Source organism: Halobacillus sp. A1, assembly GCF_024189295.1.
GTDB lineage: Bacteria > Bacillota > Bacilli > Bacillales > Halobacillaceae > Halobacillus_A.
This window is the reverse complement of record NZ_JAIZEN010000001.1, coordinates 296202-312190: the sequence shown is the minus strand read 5'-3', so window position 1 is coordinate 312190 and position 15989 is coordinate 296202. Positions and strand designations below refer to the sequence as shown.

Annotated in this window: 11 protein-coding genes; 1 reads left to right on the top strand and 10 read right to left on the bottom strand. The window is 43.7% G+C overall.

What is annotated here, in order from left to right; genetic code table 11:
- Positions 1-171: 171 nt before the first annotated feature.
- From putP to LF817_RS01405, 9 genes are all read right to left on the bottom strand, one after another.
- Complete coding sequence (putP, locus tag LF817_RS01445) at positions 172-1686, bottom strand: sodium/proline symporter PutP (protein ID WP_253933976.1); 1515 nt, start codon at positions 1684-1686, stop codon at positions 172-174.
- A gap of 580 nt (positions 1687-2266) precedes the next feature.
- Positions 2267-3817, bottom strand: a complete 1551-nt coding sequence (gene pruA, locus LF817_RS01440; RefSeq protein ID WP_253933975.1) for an L-glutamate gamma-semialdehyde dehydrogenase — start codon at positions 3815-3817, stop codon at positions 2267-2269.
- Between the two features lie 725 nt (positions 3818-4542).
- Positions 4543-5721, bottom strand: coding sequence for a CamS family sex pheromone protein (locus tag LF817_RS01435; RefSeq protein ID WP_253933974.1), 1179 nt, complete (start codon positions 5719-5721; stop codon positions 4543-4545).
- A gap of 15 nt (positions 5722-5736) precedes the next feature.
- Positions 5737-7737, bottom strand: coding sequence for an NAD-dependent DNA ligase LigA (gene ligA, locus LF817_RS01430; protein WP_253933973.1), 2001 nt, complete (start codon positions 7735-7737; stop codon positions 5737-5739).
- A gap of 14 nt (positions 7738-7751) precedes the next feature.
- Complete coding sequence (pcrA, locus tag LF817_RS01425; RefSeq protein WP_253933972.1) at positions 7752-9986, bottom strand: DNA helicase PcrA; 2235 nt, start codon at positions 9984-9986, stop codon at positions 7752-7754.
- Between the two features lie 24 nt (positions 9987-10010).
- Entirely contained in the window at positions 10011-10694 is a 684-nt protein-coding gene (pcrB, locus tag LF817_RS01420; protein WP_253933971.1) for a heptaprenylglyceryl phosphate synthase, read from the bottom strand.
- A gap of 246 nt (positions 10695-10940) precedes the next feature.
- A complete protein-coding gene (locus LF817_RS01415) occupies positions 10941-11243 on the bottom strand; it encodes a YerC/YecD family TrpR-related protein (protein ID WP_101845825.1) in 303 nt (100 codons plus the stop codon).
- A gap of 17 nt (positions 11244-11260) precedes the next feature.
- Complete coding sequence (locus tag LF817_RS01410; RefSeq protein WP_253933970.1) at positions 11261-12262, bottom strand: DUF3048 domain-containing protein; 1002 nt, start codon at positions 12260-12262, stop codon at positions 11261-11263.
- A gap of 39 nt (positions 12263-12301) precedes the next feature.
- The gene (locus LF817_RS01405) at positions 12302-14047 is read right to left on the bottom strand and encodes an adenine deaminase C-terminal domain-containing protein (RefSeq protein ID WP_253933969.1); all 1746 of its coding nucleotides are present in this window, start codon (positions 14045-14047) and stop codon (positions 12302-12304) included.
- 569 nt (positions 14048-14616) lie between these two features.
- On the opposite strand from LF817_RS01405, the gene LF817_RS20330 reads away from it, so the two are divergent.
- Positions 14617-14733, top strand: coding sequence for an EYxxD motif small membrane protein (locus LF817_RS20330; protein ID WP_352232216.1), 117 nt, complete (start codon positions 14617-14619; stop codon positions 14731-14733).
- On the opposite strand, the gene purD is transcribed toward LF817_RS20330, so the two are convergent.
- The gene (gene purD / locus LF817_RS01400; RefSeq protein WP_253933968.1) at positions 14698-15975 is read right to left on the bottom strand and encodes a phosphoribosylamine--glycine ligase; all 1278 of its coding nucleotides are present in this window, start codon (positions 15973-15975) and stop codon (positions 14698-14700) included. The genes LF817_RS20330 and purD overlap by 36 nt on opposite strands.
- Between the last annotated feature and the right edge of the window lie 14 nt (positions 15976-15989).

Genomic DNA, 15989 nt, shown 5'->3' with positions numbered 1-15989 from the left:
ATTTGAGTGTCATACTTGCAATTCAGTTCAGTGATTTGAATGGAAGGTAAGCGTCGTGGATTACAGAACGGTTTATTGTGTCAATGAGGGTATGTCCTTATGTAATACTTCTATTATAAGATATCAAAAAAAGATCTCCAGCGGAATGCTGGAGATCTCTTTATCATATTATTAACGGCGAGCCGCTTCTTCAAAGTTTGCAACAACTTCTTTAGACGGAGCTGGCCCCATCTTACTAACAATAATTGCAACGACAAAGTTCAAGATGAAACCTGGTACGATTTCATAAAGATCGAAAATACCGCCGTTTAACATATCAGCCCACACGACAACGGTCACTGCACCAACGATGATACCAGCCAGTGCTCCATTTCGTGTAATACCTTTCCAGAATAGAGAAAGGATAATCGTTGGACCGAATGCAGCACCAAATCCTGCCCAAGCATAGGATACTAGTCCAAGCACCGTGCTGTCCGGGTTACCAGCAAGCAGCAAGGCGATTAACGCGATAACCGCAACGGCTAAACGTCCAACCCATACAAGTTCACGTTCGGATGCATTTTTCCGGAAAATCGCTTTATAGAAATCTTCCGCTAATGCTGATGATGATACTAATAATTGAGAGTCGATCGTACTCATAATAGCAGAAAGAATCGCTGCCAGTAAGATACCCGCAATTACTGGGTGGAATAAAATCTGTGAAAATACGATGAAGATTTTCTCTCCATCAGCAAGCGTTTGGTAATCACCTTCACTTGTCAGTTGAGCACCTACAGCGCTTAAACCGTTAACATCCTGCGTTGCAATAAACGCTAAACCGAATAAACCGGTGAAAATCGCACCGTATAGTCCGATGATCATCCATCCCATTCCAATAAGACGAGCTTTTGGCACATCTTTTGGAGATCTCAGTGCCATAAAACGCACTAGAATATGCGGCTGGCCGAAGTAACCAAGCCCCCATGCCAGAGAAGATATGATCGAGATGGCTCCGACACCTTGGACCATCGTTAAATGATCCGGGCTTATAGAACCAACAGCGTCAATGGCAGAGTTCCATCCTCCAAGCTCCTGAATTGCCACAATTGGTACAGCAATTAAAGCTAAGAACATTAAAATCCCCTGAATGAAATCTGTCCAGCTTACTGCCAGGAAACCACCGATAAAGGTATAAGAAATTGTTACAATTGCACCGATCCATAAAGCTTGTGTATAGCTTACATCAAAAGAGGATTCAAATAATTTAGCCCCGCCGACTAAACCTGAAGAGGTGTAAAATGTAAAGAAAACTAAAATAACTAACGCGGAAACAACACGTAAAATATGAGAGCTGTCTTGAAATCGATTTTCTAAATAGTCCGGTAATGTAATTGAATCATTAGCAACTTCTGTAAATACTCGTAAACGACGAGCGATGAATTGCCAGTTTAAGTATGCACCAATAGCAAGACCTACAGCCAGCCATGCTTCTCCTAAGCCTGAGACATAAATGGCACCTGGCAAGCCTAACAGCAGCCAACTACTCATATCGGAAGCTCCGGCACTAAGTGCAGCTACTCCTGGTCCTAAACGACGACCACCTAATACATAATCTGATAAATTGCTTGTTAAACGGTATGCAGCAAACCCGATTCCGAGCATACCAACTAAATAAACTATAAACGTAATTAACGTAGCAGTACCCATTTTGTCTTATTCGCTCCTTCCGGTAAATAGTGTGATGATAGATAGTATAATTAATATCGGCATGGGCACAAAAAGCCAAAACCATGCTCCTCCTGAAAGTGAAAAATTGCCTGCAGCGGTTGCTAGTTCAAACACGTTGTCACCCCCATTTTGTAATATACACTTCTATGCATTTTTTTTATAATTCAGAATGCCTGAAACTTCAGCATAGAAGTAGAAAAAGCCAAACACTGGTACAACTATATCATAATATATCCGTTAGAACATTGCAAAAATTATAATATTGACGTTTTAATGTATAATTATACAAATTAACTTCAGATATGCATGTTTTTTTCCAATTTAGATGATATCTATTCATAAAATTTTATAAATAAAAATTTAGCCATACTGTAATTTTTATTCTCTGCAGGTTCCTTTTTCCTAGTTATATGGACACAGTAAACCTTACCTTAGTAGTCTTACTCAATTGGCGGCAGCCTATTCCTGGATTTACAAAATTCGACGTTTTTTTAATCTTATCAATGATTCATCAAAAAAAACACCTTCGAATGCGCTTCGAAGGCGACTCTTAAACTTTTTACAGCATTTCTGAAGTGGTTTTCCCCTGCATGTGATGAATTAAGTAATCCGGTCCGCCGGCTTTTGAATCTGTACCGGACATATTGAAGCCTCCAAATGGGTGATAACCTACAATCGCTGCCGTGCAGCCACGATTGAAGTAAAGGTTCCCGACATGAAAGTCTTCACGTGCTTTTTCCTGGTTTTGACGATTATTAGTAATTACCGCGCCTGTTAAACCATAGTCCGTGTTGTTGGCAATATCAATCGCTTCTTCAAACGATTTTGCTTTCGTAAAACCAACCACCGGTCCAAAAATTTCTTCCTGCATGATGCGGGAATCCGGTGCAAGGTCGGCAAATACAGTCGGCTCGATGAACCAGCCTTTACTGTCGTCCCCTTTTCCTCCAGTGACCAGCTTCCCTTCTTTTTTCCCTATTTCAATATAGCTGAGTATCTTGTCGTAGGCTGCTTGATCGATGACGGGACCCATATACGTATCGTGAGCCGCTGGATCACCATAAGATACAGTTTCTCTCGTTCTCGCTGCCACCTTATCAAGTAATTTATCATAAATTTCTTCATGAGCAACGACACGGGAACAAGCCGAGCATTTTTGACCCGAAAATCCGAAAGCGGAATACGTAATGGCATCAGCTGCAAGTTCAAGATCTGATTCTTTATCAACAACGATCGTATCTTTACCGCCCATTTCAATAATTGTACGCTTCAACCATTTTTGCCCAGGCTGCACTTTAGACGCACGTTCAAAAATGCGCGTACCTACTTCACGTGAGCCCGTAAAGCTTACAAAACGAGTGCGAGGGTGGTCGACAAGATAGTCCCCTACCTCTTTCCCGCTCCCTGGAATGTAGTTGATGACACCAGCAGGAAGACCAGCTTCTTCAAGGACCTCCATCATTTTGTAAGCGATAATAGGAGTAGCGCTAGCCGGCTTCAGCAAAACGGTATTCCCTGACACCATAGAAGCAACTGTTGTGCCACACATGATGGCAAACAGGAAGTTCCACGGAGAAATGACGACTCCTACCCCAAGAGGAATGTAGTGGAACCTGTTGTTCTCGATTGGACGAGAGTTGATTTCCACTCCTTTATCAATTTCAAGGATTTGACGTCCATAATACTCTAGAAAATCTATCGCTTCAGCCGTATCTGCGTCCGCTTCTTTCCACGGTTTACCGCCTTCTTTTACAAGGTGCGCGGTAAACTCATGCTTCCGTCGGCGAATAATAGCGGCGGCTCGGAATAATATATCGGCACGGAACTGCGCTTTTGTTTTGCGCCACCAATTGAACGTTTCATCTGCAATTTGATGAGCTTTTTCCGCCAGCTCCTGATTAGCCTTTGAAACATAACCTATGACTTCCTTCTTATTAGCTGGGTTGACGACTTTAATCTTCTCATCTGTCATGATTCTCTCCCCGCCGATAATTAAGGGATAGTCTTTGCCAAGGTCCGCTTCTATTTGTTTGATAGAGTCCTCAAGAGCCTTGCGATTCACGTCCAAACTGAAATCTGTAAATGGTTCATGTTTATATGGTACGACCACTATAAACCGCCTCCTCATTTTCGATAGGAATCGACGCTTTTATTAGCAAATTACCACGTTAAGCGTTTCCACTAAATATTTTATCCTAAGTTTCCAATTTCATCAATTTAATCTTTCAGCTATTTTGTAAAGTCATTTGTAGTTTTTCATAAGAGAGTTATCCAATGATATGTCCGGATAGTAGAAGACTTTAATTCGTAACCTAGGTTCGTTGCCCTATTAAGAGTCTGGGGTTGTTGGGAAGCTACTCGCTTTCCTGTGGGGGAAGTGGCGAGCTTCCTCGGGCTTGCAGCCCTGTGGGATCTCGCCTACATCCTTCTCCCACGGGAGTCTCGCAGCTTCCCAACAACCCCATTCGATGAAGGTGAGAAACGAACACTCATATAAAAAAAGAGCGTCTTCCCGATTACTGCGAAATGAAAATATTGCGTTCTACCTAAAGTTTCTAACAAGAGATCTATGTTAGGACCATCAGTATGTTATCTATGTTCTTATTTTATTGCGAGGCCGGTGTCTTAAACAACTGGAGCATGCATGGTACTCATCTCCAGCGTTTAGATTTATTAATTAATGAGTTTAAGCTTTTTTCACGGTTCGTAGATTCTAACGTATCTCGAAACTGAGTCTTCAACATATGGAATCTCATATGAACATCAATACGTAAATTCAGCATTGCCCTTCACTAGTAAAAACACGACAGCCTTTATCCAGGCTGCCGTGTTTCATCATTCGTAAATATGGATGAAAGGTTCCTCTTGTCCAGGTTTCTTAACAATCAGACTCTCTTGCTGATCCATACTGTTAATTTTCACTTCTATTGAATAATGGTCTTCAAACATTTCATTGACAAGACTATATATATATTGGGTGAATCCGGTCACTTCTGTTTGAGAATCAAATTGAATCGGAATGTCGATTTTAACATCTTGCAATTCATCATCTACGTAAAAGCCATTCGCAATCATACCGACAAAGTTAGGAAAGTAGTCCGAAACTTCTGTTCGGAAGTCAGAGAAAATCTCAGAATCGTCAAAATGCTCTTCTTCTGCTTGACTGGAAGGGAATAAAACGTAATCTTCGTTAATTTCATCCCAGCCTCCTACCGAGTTATCGGAGCCCTCAGCATAACCTTTGCTTAAGAAGTTCCCAGGAGTTTCTGAGTTGTCGTCTTCCTCTTCATATATTGCAAAAACTACTGGAATATCTTGCAGTTCTTCTCTTTCCCTAATCCTTTTTAAAATAGTATCGGCATACTCCTGGCCTCGGGATAACGATTCGCTGGTCGGGATATCCTCTGAATAATTCCGCCCTTCTGATTCAAACTCATAGGCGGAACGCATGGATATTCCAATGGTCATTCCAGATACTTCTACGACGTCATCATCTTTACGGACAAGATAATCCTGTTCCACAATATTAGAAATGTAACGAGGATTCTCTCTGAATTCTTCCTCAGAAGCTGATTCTTCATCTAAAGCTGGATTTAAACCTTCAGGATTGCCTGGATCTGTTGTTTCTTCGTCAGTAATGGTGGCTTCCTCATAGCGGCCAAGCCAGCTGTATATTGTACTATCATCAAGGTACTGTCCGGGTTGAAAGTAATAGTCTTCTGTACTGAAAAATTCTTTAGAGTGGCGCTGCAGTCCGCCTTCAAACTCAGCAATATCGAGCCGATTTCCCATTTGGTTCGTCGTCACTCCACGAGCCGCCGATATTTTCGAGCTTCCCTCTGTTAAAATCATACGATAGTTATCATCGGTCACATTATAATTTGGAATTATAGCCGACTGTCCATTATCCTCTTCTGTTGTTTCACGGACGACTTCATCTGTATTATCGTATACAGGTGTACACGCGCTGACAATCAGGACCATCGCTAGTAAAAGTGCGTGCAGCTTGCTCATTCATTCCACTCCCCATTATGTTAAAGCATTCGCAAATTCTTCTTCGCTCCAAATCTCCACCCCAAGCTTTTCGGCCTTCGTATATTTTGAACCAGCGTCTTCTCCAGCAATCAATAAGTCTGTCTTTTTACTGACACTGCCTGTAACACTGCCCCCAAGCTCCTGGACGATATTCTTCGCCTCAGAGCGTGTGAAATTTTCCATTTTACCCGTCAATACAACGGTTTTTCCTTTAAAAGGTGAGTCCTCAGGACCTTCATTCTTACTTGGTCCTTTGTATTCCATATTGATCCCGAGCTGCTTCAACTCTTCCATCAATTCAGCCACCTGAGGTTTTGCAAAATAACGGGCGATAGAATCAGCCATTTTCTCGCCGATTTCTGGAACTTCAATAAACGTTTCCATATCCGTATTTAAAAGCTTGTCCATCGTTTCGAATTCCTGGGCGAGTGTGTTCGCTGCTTTCGTACCTACATAACGGATCCCAAGTCCGAACAATAAACGCTCTAATGAATTGTCCTTAGAAGATTCAATGGCTTTTAACAGGTTATCCACCGATTTTTCACCCATTCGTTCTAATTGGAGCAGCTCTTCCCGATCCAGCTTATATAAGTCTGAGATATTGTCGATCAAATTTTCTTTAAAAAGCTGGGCGATCACTTTTTCACCTAGTCCTTCAATATCCATCGCGTTCCTTGAAACGAAGTGAATTAATGCTTCACGGAGCTGGGCTTCACAATTGGGGTTGATACATCTAAGGGCTACCTCTTCTTCTAAGCGGACGAGTTTACTGTCACATGCTGGACAATTTTCAGGCATGAAATAGGCTTCTTCTTCACCACTCCGTTCATCGATCACTACTCGAACGACTTCAGGAATGATGTCTCCTGCTTTCTTTATGACGACTGTATCCCCAATCCGGATATCGCGTTCCCGGATCAAATCCTCATTGTGAAGGGAAGCACGCTGGACGGTCGTTCCTGCTACCTTTACAGGTTCTAGAATCGCAGTAGGAGTGACCACGCCTGTCCGGCCGACACTTAATTCAATATCCTTCAGCTTCGTTACCGCTTCCTCAGCCGGGAATTTATAAGCGGTAGCCCAGCGTGGACTTTTGGCGGTGAATCCTAAAGCCGTCTGTTGATCGAGCCGGTCGACTTTGATAACAATTCCATCAATTTCATAGTCCAAATCAGGGCGGCGCTCCAGCCAGCTGTGAACATATTCAATTACTTCTTCTATATTGTTACACTTTTTCCACTCCGGATTTGTTTTCAGTCCTAAGCTTTCCATCAGCTTCAGACGTTGACTATGAGAGGAGGCAGATTCTTCCTGCCATTCTCCCACCCCGTATAGAAAAATATCAAGATTACGCTTCGCCGCTATTTTCGGATCAAGCTGACGCAATGAACCAGCTGCAGCGTTCCTTGGGTTGGCGAAAGGTTCTTCTCCCTTTTCTTCACGCGCTTCGTTCATCCTCTGGAACGATCGCTTCGGCATAAATGCTTCCCCGCGAACTTCCAAGGTTTCCGGCTTGTTTAATCGTAGTGGAATGCTTTTAATCGTACGGAGGTTCGTCGTAATATCCTCACCGGTCGTTCCGTCTCCTCTCGTGGCACCTCGAACGAAGATTCCCTCCTCATATGTAAGGGAAACGGCCAGCCCATCAATTTTCAATTCACAAACGTACGATACTTCTTCCTCAGTACCTTCGCGAGCACGACGATCAAAATCTCTCAGCTCTTGATCATCAAACGAGTTTCCAAGGCTGAGCATAGCGACATTGTGTCTTACTTTCTGAAAAGCACTAAGAGGCTCACCGCCCACTCGACGGGACGGTGAATCAGGTGTGACAAGACTTGGATGTTCTTCTTCTATATCAAGAAGCTCTCGCATTTTTTTGTCATATTCGTAATCTGAAACGCTGGGCGCATCAAGCGTATGGTATTCATAGTTATAGCGGTTAATTTCTTTGCGGAGGGCTTCCAGGCGCTCTCTAGCTTCTGCTTCATTCATTTCATAACACTTCCTTAAGCTTTCGTAATGGGTGCAAACCTTGCCAGCAGGCGTTTAATGCCAGTCGGAGCTGGAAATGCAATATCCAGTTCCATCGCTTCTCCCTCTCCCTGCACTTTCACGACTGTACCTTCTCCCCATTTCTTATGCTTCGCTTTATCCCCAGGCTGCCAGGTGATTTTCTCTCCGCCAGTCGAAGGCTTTTCCTGTTTTTTTGCTGCACGTTTTTTGACTGGTGCAGCTTGAGACTGCCCAAGCGGGGTAGTTTCTCGTTTTTTATTGAAAAATGGCAGTGATTCTTTTTCTTCTTTTCCGTTCAAAAGGTCCTGAGGGATTTCATGGATGAACCGGCTGACTGGATTCATATTCGTCCGGCCATATAACGTACGCATCTTGGCATGAGTAAGGAAAAGCTGACGTTCTGCCCTCGTAATCCCTACATAGGCAAGACGGCGTTCTTCTTCCATTTCATCATCGTCCATTAAAGACCGCGTATGTGGAAAAACGTTTTCTTCCATACCGATCAAAAATACGACCGGAAATTCCAGCCCTTTTGCTGAATGCAAAGTCATTAAAGTAACCGTATCATCGTTTGAAGGATCATCATTCATAGAATCAATATCTGCAATCAAAGCCAGATCTGTCAAAAAGTTGATCAACGTTTTGTCTTCCGCCGTCTCTTCGAAGTTTTTTGTAACGGATTTAAATTCTTCAATGTTCTCAAGTCTGCTTTGGGATTCGAGACTTTTTTCATTCTTAAGCATCTCTTCATAGCCTGTAACTTCAATGACTTCGTTTACCATATCGGTTGCCGATAAAAACTCCTGCTGCTGAGTCCAATTTTTGATCATTTGATAAAAGTTCATAATTGATTTGGCTGCTTTTGCGCTGACACCGACGAAGTCAATTTCAGCTGAAGCTTCATAAAGAGAAATGTCGTGGGCTGCAGCATATGCTTGTAGTTTATCCAGACTCGTTTTTCCTACGCCCCTTTTAGGTTCATTGACGACGCGCTGATAGCTGAGGTCATCATTCGGGTTCGCAATTAAGCGTAAATAAGCCAACAAGTCCTTGATCTCTTTTCGATCATAGAACTTCGTGCCTCCGATCATTTGATAAGGAACGCCTGCTTTTACAAACGTTTCCTCTATCGTTCTTGACTGAGCATTCGTACGATATAGTATAGCGGCATCTTTGTATTGAAAACGTCCTGATCGGACAAGATCCTCTATTTGGTCGGTGACATAAAGCGCTTCTTCCCGCTCAGTTCCAGCTTCTTTGTACTGGATCTTTTCACCGCCATTGTTATCGGTCCAAAGATTCTTCGCCTTCCGTCCGCTATTGTTGCCGATGACCTTGTTTGCTGCGTTCAAAATGAGTTCCGTTGATCGATAATTCTGTTCGAGAAGTATGGTACGCGCTTTTGGATAATCTTTTTCAAACGATAGAATATTGGTGATGTCAGCCCCTCGCCAGCGGTAAATCGACTGATCCGAATCACCCACAACACACAAATTCTCAAAACGACTGGCTAAATACTTCACCAGCTGATATTGGGCGTGGTTCGTATCCTGATACTCATCCACGTGGATATATTGAAAACGTCGCTGATAATATTCAAGAACTTCAGGAAGTCGTTCAAATAGCGTAAGTGTCTGCATAATCAAATCGTCAAAATCGAGCGATTGGTTTTTACGCAGCTTCTTTTGATAGGCTTTGTAAATTTGAGCGATTTGTTCTTCATGGATATTGCCCGCATCACGTACGTGCTGTTCTGGAGTAATCAGCTCATTCTTTGCATTACTGATTGCACCGATCATGGCCCTCGGGTCCCATTTCTTAGGGTCTAAGTTCAGTTCCTTTAATACTTGCTTGATCACGGACTGCTGATCACTTGAGTCCAGGATGGAAAAATTACGATCATAGCCGATTCGGTCAATATCTCTTCTTAAAATTCGAACACACATCGAGTGAAAGGTGGACATCCATATCTTATCTGCGTCATTTCCGACCAATGACTCGACCCGCTCCTTCATTTCCCGTGCGGCTTTATTTGTAAAGGTAATCGCTAATACGTTTCTAGGAGAGACTCCTCTTTCCTGCAGTAAGTAAGCGATCCTGTGAGTCAAAACCCGGGTCTTTCCACTTCCGGCGCCTGCCATAATGAGAAGAGGCCCTTCTGTATGGGTGACCGCATTTCTTTGCTGTTCGTTCAATCCTTTAACTAATGGGTGTAATGCTTGCGTCATCAAGGACACCTTCCTTTTTAAGTATTAATGCTTACACGCGTTCACCGTTTGTAACGCAGCTTGTACATCTTCATATATAATATTACCGACGACGATAACGTCTGCATGTTCTTTCATAATCTTCGCCTGCTCAAGAGTTTCAATGCCTCCGCCGTAAAATAAGACCGTCTGTTTCAGCTCAGCGGCAACGTCACGCACTAATTCAGCATCTCCCCAAGTACCGCTGTACTCTAAATAGAAAATAGGCAGGTTGAACATGTGCTCCGCCATTTTTGCATAGGCGAGGACATCCTCTTTAGAAGGAAGCTGACATTGTGCTGCTTCAAACACTTTGGCTTGTTCATTCATCACACAATAACCTTCGACCGCCATCTCTCTCCAGTCAATCCAGTCGCCGTACTCTTTGACCGCTTGATGCTGGATGTCCATGACGTAGCGCTTTTCACGACTATTCAAAACGAGAGGGATGAAATAGCCGTTAAAGCCAGGCATAATGGCTTCCATCGTAGAAACCTCAAGAATACATGTAATATCGTATTTCTGAACTCTATCCTGCAAATCGAACACATTATCAAAAGTGATTCCGTCCGTTCCCCCTATGATAATGGCGTCTGTCCCTGATTCACAAAGATCTTTTAAGTATCTTTCCTCTATGGATTTATTTGGATCCAGCTTGAACACATGGCTCCAATTTTTCACGTTCAACACGTCATATATTCCTCCAGAATTTCCTTTAGTTCATTCATATATTATAGCAAACTTTAGCTGTCTACATGAATCGATACGAGGGATTTTTGCAAAGAAAAAATGAAGGTTTTTGTTAGTAGTTTTTGATTTCGTGCCTCGCTTCATTTGAGAGGATAACGTACTTCAGTGGTGAATGGTCAGGCCTTGCGAGCATAACACTCCATCATCATCAAAAAACCGTCCTCACTTAAAGGACGGTTTCTCGTTCTATTCAGTTCTTTTTTCTTGGACACGATCCAATGCCAGAGTATACGCATCGTTCCCATAATTTAAGCAGCGCTTCACTCTGGAAATTGTAGCTGTTGATGCTCCCGTTTCTGTTTCAATCTTATGATAAGTAAACCCTTCACGAAGCATCCTTGCGACTTCTAATCGCTGAGCGAGCGACTGGACCTCGTTCATCGTCGCTAAATCGTCAAAAAACTCATAACATTCCTCTACGTCCTTCAAAGATAAAATAGCTTCAAAAAGCTGATCCAATGTCTTTCCCCTTAATTTATCAATTTGCACTTGTTTGCCCTCCCCTTTTAATCCACTGTTACATGTCCTGTATTTTCCGGGATTACGTTCACCCAAGTTCGGCCCGGCAGGAAATCAACAGGTTCATCCTTTTTATACGGTAAAATCCTTCCGCCTACATTCTTCCATTCTACATTAATTTGTTCCCCATTTTGAAGTAAATATCCTTCTCCGCCAGAAGTAAGGTCGATTTCACGCCGCCCTTTATCATCAACAACTTCATGGGACGTTTTTATAATAAAGACGTTCGAAAGAGTGATAGGTTCATCGTTTTCCGCGTCTATACTCGGAACCCCATTACTTGACCGCAAATACCGCCCGCGCTCTTCATCATAATCAAATGTCACGGTTTCTCCGGCATGGTAGGTGATGGTCACCTCTCCCGCAGGTTCTCCAGCTGAATGAATTCCTCCACTGAATGGTAAAGGCTCAATGTCTTTTTCACTATCATAGCCCTTATTTTCAAGAAACTGTGAAAAGCCGTCAGTTAATAAGTAGGAATTATGCGGAGCCTGCCGTTCCGACGTCCGTTTGAAAAGAATACCATCATTATCGTACTTTGCCCCGTCAGCATAATCAATCCCGCTCGATTGAATGCCCGCGTTAATGAAACCAGCAGCTCCGTGGTACGCGAATACAGCGTCGTATCCTCCGGCTATCTCAGCAAAATAGGGACGTGCACTGCGGATTGGGCCGATCTCTTCAGGCAACTCGCTTTGATACAGTGCAAGTAATCTTGTAATTTGACCTTCTGCCAGTATTTCGTAAACAATATCAGCCTTGCTTAAGCCTGATTGAGGACGCGCTTCTTTAGAGTTACTGACCATCACTGAAAACACTCGCTCGTCCACTTCATCCTCGGCCGGAATCCCCGTCAAAGGATAAACAGGGCCGGTCGTAATCCCTGAAGTTTCCTCTTCAGGATGCTCGTCCTTACTAGAACCATCACCGCTGCAAGCAGTCAGCAACAATAAAATCACTGCTGAGAACATTACAATGAATTGTCTCATACCCCATACACCTTACTCTCTAAAGTTTTCTACTTTAGTCTATCGCATGATGGCGGGGTAGAGAACCTCATTCTTTTTAACATCGACAATTCCGACTGGAGTGATCCTTATAAAAGGAAGATGCATGGAAGATAAGAATAGTAAGGTATATACAGGATCACCATAAGTGTATCCGTATTTTTTAAGTATTTCTTTTAACTCTTTCTCCCTATCCATAAGCTCTTCCATTGGAATATCTGTCATGACGCCTCCTAAAGATAGAGGAAGTTCATAAACGATTTCCCCATCATCTACCAGAACGATACCCCCGCCTATTTCCTTCAGTCGACGAAAGGCAAGCTTCATATCCGCCCTTGATTTACCAAGCAAAATTAAATCACCCGTGTTGGAATAGGAGCTGATCAACGCTCCCAGGGAATCCGTAAATCCTTTTAGCAGTGTATTGACTTTCCACTCCCCATCACGATCAATGAGCGTCAGAAATGCCTCATCGTTCTCAGCGGGAATCCGATCAACGGAAGCATCAAGATCAAGCGCATAAGGTTTCATAATCACTTCATTGACCATTTCCATTCCTACAGGCATCGAGAATTGGAGATCATCATCCGTTATATCAAAAGAAAGAGACAGGGGCTCTAGACCATACGTTTCCCATGGGAACTCTTCATTTTTAGATACCAGCTTATCGTCTTTACGTACCCATTCGCCTTTAGCTAAAACTGAGTGCGGATTAGGGTTGTCCCGGCTTGATAAAAAGTTCAAGTGAGCGACACGACCTGGTGCCAGGCTCCCGAGACGATCATCAATACCAAAGTGTCTGGCAGCATGATAGGAACCCATCATATAAGCATCCACATCTTTGATTCCAGCTTCTAACGCGATTTTAATACAAGGATTGATCACTCCTTCACGATAGAAGCCAGGCGTAGATCCATCAGTCGTAAACATCATCCGATCATACTGCTGATGATTTTTCTCTATTAAACCTTTAAGGATATTTGGAAGATCTGGACGAATCGAAGAGTTACGCAGTCCGGTTTGATATCCATGTGACAAACGCTCAATGACTTCATCAGCTGTCATGGATTCGTGCTCAGAATCTAAACCGAGGAGCTTCATTTTCACTAAAGTTTTCCACGAGGCTCCGGGTAGATGACCTTCCATAGGTTTACGGGATCGCTTCGTTTCCTGCATCCAGTGAAGCATTTGATCATCACCGCCATAAAGCACATCAGGCCAGGCGGTCAATTCACCACCTTGAATAACTGCATCATGCTGAAGCCATGGCAGCACCTGTTCTTCAAACTCTTCCTGCTCTTCGTCATGAAGAGTCGACTGAGAATCGAAGCGGGCCCACCAGTACATAGAAGCGGGAACATTCATAAATTCTTCTAATAAAGAAAACGCTTTTTCTTTATCGGTTAACAATAACCACATCAAGTTATCGTTGATCAAAGTCGTCGTCCCGGTCCCAGCTGCATATTCAGCGAGACTACGGGGATTATATAACTGAAAAGGATGAGCGTGAGGCTCAATATAGCCTGGAACGATATAGCTCTCGCTGCCATCTATAATTTCTGTCCCTTCCGTTGAAGGCGGCCATTCTGGACCAGAGTAGATAATGCGATCGTTGTAGATCCATATATGACCTTGCAACCATTGCTTGAGATAGACATTTAAATAAGTAGTGTTTTTAATCAGTTTTGTTGGTGCTAGCTTCCCATCTACAACAGCCGTATGTTCCCTGAGCTGTCGATTACGCCAGCGAAAGCGTTGCTCGTTCATGAAGCTGCCTCCCTGATTCATTTTTTCTATCGTAACACACCATGATACCGTTCGCATAAAGAAAAGCGGAGGCGGCCGGGTAGACACGACATGCATAAGCAAAATCCCGTAATCGGGCGATCTTTCCCGATGGAGGGAGATTGCTTATGTCACGAGTGTCTGGCCGCCGGAGCTGGACATTAGAAAAGCGGAGGCGAGTGGTCAGGACCGTACGCATAAGCAAAACAACGGAGTGAAGCGTTTTTCCTTCACGAAGTTGGATTGCTTATGTCGCTAGGGCCTGCGAGCCGGAGCTGGACATTAGAAAAGCGGAGGCGGCCGGGTAGACACGACATGCATAAGCAAAATCCCGTAATCGGGCGGTCTTTCCCGATGGAGGGAGATTGCTTATGTCACGAGTGTCTGGCCACCGGAGCTGGACATAAAGAAAAGCGGAGGCGAGTGGTCAGGACCGTACGCATAAGCAAAACAACGGAGTGAAGCGTTTTTCCTTCACACAGAATTTACAACGTGATAAAAAAAGCCAGAAAATAAAAAAAGGCGGGAAGCCCCGCCTGATCATGTAAAGGATGTTGTATGATATGGATTTTTTGGAATACTTGACTGACGTAGGATTCGTCATTTCGGTAATTATCGGAACAGTAGCAGCTCTACTCTACGTTTTGATTCGCCGCAATAATAGCTGACTTCCCGATATCGTTCCTGTAAAAGAAGTCTTCCGTTTCGTCAAACACTTTTAAAGCTTTATTGACACTTTGAAGGGCGCTGGCTAAATCGGGAGCTTTCGTCCCGAACAGTAGAACTCGGCCTCCGTCAGAGACATAACCGTCATTAACCTTTTTCGTACCGGCATGTACCGCAAATAGTCCGCTTTCTTCAGACCATTCAGGTAAAGCTACCCCTTTTTTATAGCTTCCAGGGTAACCGGCTGAAGCGACAACCACGCCTGCACAAGCTTGGTCTGCCCACTGGAGCTGTGGATTTTTACGATCCAGTACGTCAAGGACGACTTGAACTAAATCATTTTCCAGCAGGGGCAGGACGACCTGTGTTTCAGGGTCTCCGAATCTTGCGTTGAATTCGATGACTTTTGGACCTTTGGCTGTCTGGATCAGTCCTGCATATAGAATACCTGTAAATGTACGCCCCTCCTCTACTAAAGCGGAGGCTGTTTTTTGTAAGATGGATTCTACGGCGAATTGATAGGATTGTTCAGGCAAGTCCGGTGCGGGAGCAAATGCCCCCATGCCTCCTGTATTCGGTCCTTGATCACCTTCATAAGCACGCTTATGATCTTTGGCTGTCACCATAGGATAGACGTTTTCGCCATTAACGAATGCCATCAGGGAAAACTCGGCGCCTTCTAAAAATTCTTCGACGACTATTTCCTGACTGGCTTCTCCGAATTGCCCATCTAACAGCATATCTTCGACGGCTTCTAATGCCTGGTCGATCGTGTCAGCTACCACTACACCTTTACCGGCGGCCAGTCCGTCTGCTTTCACAACAATCGGCGCGCCTTTTGCCCTGATATAATCCTTCGCTTGTTCAGCATCTGTAAACGCTTCGTAATCAGCGGTAGGAATGCTGTATTTTTTCATGATTTGTTTAGCAAAATGTTTGCTTCCTTCAATGAGAGCGGCGGCTTTTGAAGGACCGAATACGAGCAAGCCCGCTTCTTGGAAACGATCGACAATCCCATCCAGCAAAGGATTCTCGGGGCCTACAAAGGTCAGGTCCACTTTATTTTCTTTAGCAAAAGTGATGAGCTCGTCATGATTTGTTTCTGGAATCGCTACACATTCCGCCTCTCGTTCCATACCTGCATTACCTGGAGCAGCATAAAGGTCGATCACTTGAGGACTTTGGGAGAACTTCTGTATAAGGCTGTGCTCACGCCCGCCTCGTCCGATCACTAAAACTTTCATGTCGTTTCTCTCCT

What these genes read in the sequence shown, in the direction of transcription:
- LF817_RS01410 (WP_253933970.1), bottom strand. Translation starts at nt 12,262, where the DNA reads ATGAGACAATTCATTGTAATGTTCTCAGCAGTGATTTTATTGTTGCTG.
- LF817_RS20330 (WP_352232216.1), top strand. Translation starts at nt 14,617, where the DNA reads ATGTTGTATGATATGGATTTTTTGGAATACTTGACTGACGTAGGATTC.
- pcrA (WP_253933972.1), bottom strand. Translation starts at nt 9,986, where the DNA reads ATGACGCAAGCATTACACCCATTAGTTAAAGGATTGAACGAACAGCAA.
- LF817_RS01405 (WP_253933969.1), bottom strand. Translation starts at nt 14,047, where the DNA reads ATGAACGAGCAACGCTTTCGCTGGCGTAATCGACAGCTCAGGGAACAT.
- ligA (WP_253933973.1), bottom strand. Translation starts at nt 7,737, where the DNA reads ATGAATGAAGCAGAAGCTAGAGAGCGCCTGGAAGCCCTCCGCAAAGAA.
- LF817_RS01435 (WP_253933974.1), bottom strand. Translation starts at nt 5,721, where the DNA reads ATGAGCAAGCTGCACGCACTTTTACTAGCGATGGTCCTGATTGTCAGC.
- purD (WP_253933968.1), bottom strand. Translation starts at nt 15,975, where the DNA reads ATGAAAGTTTTAGTGATCGGACGAGGCGGGCGTGAGCACAGCCTTATA.
- putP (WP_253933976.1), bottom strand. Translation starts at nt 1,686, where the DNA reads ATGGGTACTGCTACGTTAATTACGTTTATAGTTTATTTAGTTGGTATG.